The organism is Mailhella sp. (assembly GCF_057866825.1).
The window spans coordinates 1-2,335 of the sequence record NZ_DBMAHT010000201.1; the positions used below are offsets into that span (position 1 = coordinate 1).

The following is a 2,335-nucleotide window of genomic DNA, read 5'->3' on the forward strand; positions in this document are numbered from 1 at the left end:
ATAAAAGTTTTAGGAAGGAGGATGGGGGTGCGGGGGAAGGAGGAAAGCCCTTTTTCAAAAGGGTTTTCTCCTTCCCCCGCCTCTCTCCTATCTCTCTCCTATCTTTCCAACAGAACGAGTCTGACAAAACCTTCGCCGAAGGCGCGGAACATGCCGCGGGCGTCGGCGTGGCGGAAGGGGTGGAATATGCGGTTGACGCCGGCCTGCCGCACGAATTCCCAGGGTCTGCCGAGTCTGGCGATATTGTTTTCGCGGGACCAGGCGGCCTTGTCGTAGGGGACATAGACGTTCAGCCAGCGGCGGACCTGCGGCAGGAAGAGCGGGCCGCGCACGCCCACGGGGTCCAGGGTGACGAGGGCGTCCACGCGAACGCTGCGGCAGGCGGGCACGACGTCCCGGGCGAGGGAGCTTGCGCCCCAGCTGTGTCCGATGAGCACCAGGCGGCGCGGGAGTTCTCCGTAGCGGCGAAGAAGGCGGCGGGCGGCGGCAATTTCATCGTATTCGCGGTAATAGATGTCGAAATCCTTGCCGAGAAGCGTGGGCAGGTCGCCGAGAATGGCGTAGGCCCGGCCGAAAAAGGCGTCGGTAAAGCCGCCCATGACCAGGCAGAAATTGCCGAGTTCGTTGTCGGGCGCGTCGTCCAGGCGGTCGAGAAAGCGTTTTTCCTCGCGCGACGAGCGCACGCGCGATCCCATGCCCCACGAACGGAGCAGGCGTTCGGGATTCCTTTGCCATCGGTATGAAAGCACCACGGCCACGATGTTTCCTCGCTTTGCGTTGACGGTTGCGTTCGGCGCACGAAAAACGCGCGTTCTTTCAGTGAGCCACGGCAACGGCGCGTTCGTCAAGTATGTTTCTCGGGCGGCCCTGCATGCAGAAACGTTGCGGCCATCCGCAGCCGGAGAAGCGGCCTCCTCTGCTGCGGGAGAGAAACCGCGCCGCAGCATGCGGCGCCGGGCCCTGCGGGAAAAGCTCATCCTTCCGAGGAAGACACGCTTAAAAAAGAAGGCCCGGCGAACCGCAACGGTCGTCGGGCCTTAGTACAAGTCTCTGCATCACTCAGGGAGTGAGGCGCTTTTTCGAATATTCCGGGGCGGCAGGAGCGAACCGGGCCGATCAGGCCGCGGCTACTGCCGCGTCGGCAAACTTACTTTGCCGTGGGATAAATAACGGAAATGGCTTCGCGCACCACGGGCACGGGCATCTGCGTGGGATTGGAGCCCTTCACGCCGGAGGAGAAGGTCAGATCAATGCCGAACAGGCCGCCGATGAGACGGGTGATGCGACCGGTGTCGCCGCTGCCGGAAGCAATGATGGGATACTCGGGATGCGCGCGACGGAAGGCCAGCGTGCCGTTCAGGAAGGTAAGCACGTCTTCTTCCTTGTTGGGCTTCACCACGATCTTGGCCACGTCGCCGTCGGCGTTGATTTCACGTTCCATGATCTTCACGATTTCCTCGGTGGAAGGCGTGGCGCTCATGTCGTGATGGGCAACAACCAGAGAAATGCCGGAACCGGCCAGTTCCTTCTTGAAAGCCTTGATCTTTTCAGGGCCGTAAGCCAGTTCCATGTCGATGAAGTCGGCCAGCTTTTCCTTGATGGCCGCCTTGTAGAAATTGAACTTCGCCGCGTCGGAAACGTCCTTGTAGCCGCGTTCGGCCTTGATGCGCACGGTCAGCAGAATGGGCGTGTCGCCGAACACCTTGTTGATGTCGCGCAGCATGGCCACGGAAGCCTTGGTGTCTTCAATGAAATCCCAGTAGTCGGCACGCACTTCGATCATGTCGGGCTTGAGATCGGCCACAAACTTGGCTTCGTCGAGCAGCTTATCCCTGGTAGTGGCGGTCAGAGGCACGCACACGACAGGCGTGGGGCCGCCGAGCACGGTGGGACCGCTCGTAATGGGCTTGGTGGGCATGGGACGCGTATAGCCTTCGGCAAAGGCCACGGACACTGCGGCCGGAATGACGACGACCGCAGCGAGAAGAGAAACGAGCATTTTTTTGATGTTCATACACCCTCCTTTCGGTTCATATTTAACAAACAACTTCTTTTTTTCATAGTAAAAACCATTTTTACTGTCAATAATGCCCGCATATTGCTTTGTTTGTATTAGTTTCCAATGCTATTCACAAACTATATGCATTCGCAAAAATACTTTTTCATCAAATAGTTGACGAGATATATAAAAACACATTGCACAAGTTTGAAACATGTATGTCTTCCATGCACATGCGGCACAAAACGAATCAGATCGACGATTCGATTCCGTTCGTCCAGGACTCACATCGAGCGCATGTTCGCCCCGTCCGGGCCTGTTCGTGCTCCGCTCGCG

2 protein-coding genes are annotated in these 2,335 nt (G+C 58.2%); both read right to left on the reverse strand.

What is annotated here, in order from left to right:
- Positions 1-98 precede the first annotated feature (98 nt).
- The gene (locus ACZM96_RS10650) at positions 99-758 is read right to left on the reverse strand and encodes an alpha/beta fold hydrolase (RefSeq protein WP_489489036.1); all 660 of its coding nucleotides are present in this window, start codon (positions 756-758) and stop codon (positions 99-101) included.
- Between the two features lie 389 nt (positions 759-1,147).
- Positions 1,148-2,014 carry a type I 3-dehydroquinate dehydratase gene (aroD, locus tag ACZM96_RS10655; protein ID WP_489489038.1) on the reverse strand — a complete coding sequence of 289 codons (867 nt, stop codon included), beginning with the start codon at positions 2,012-2,014 and terminating at the stop codon, positions 1,148-1,150.
- Positions 2,015-2,335: the final 321 nt, after the last annotated feature.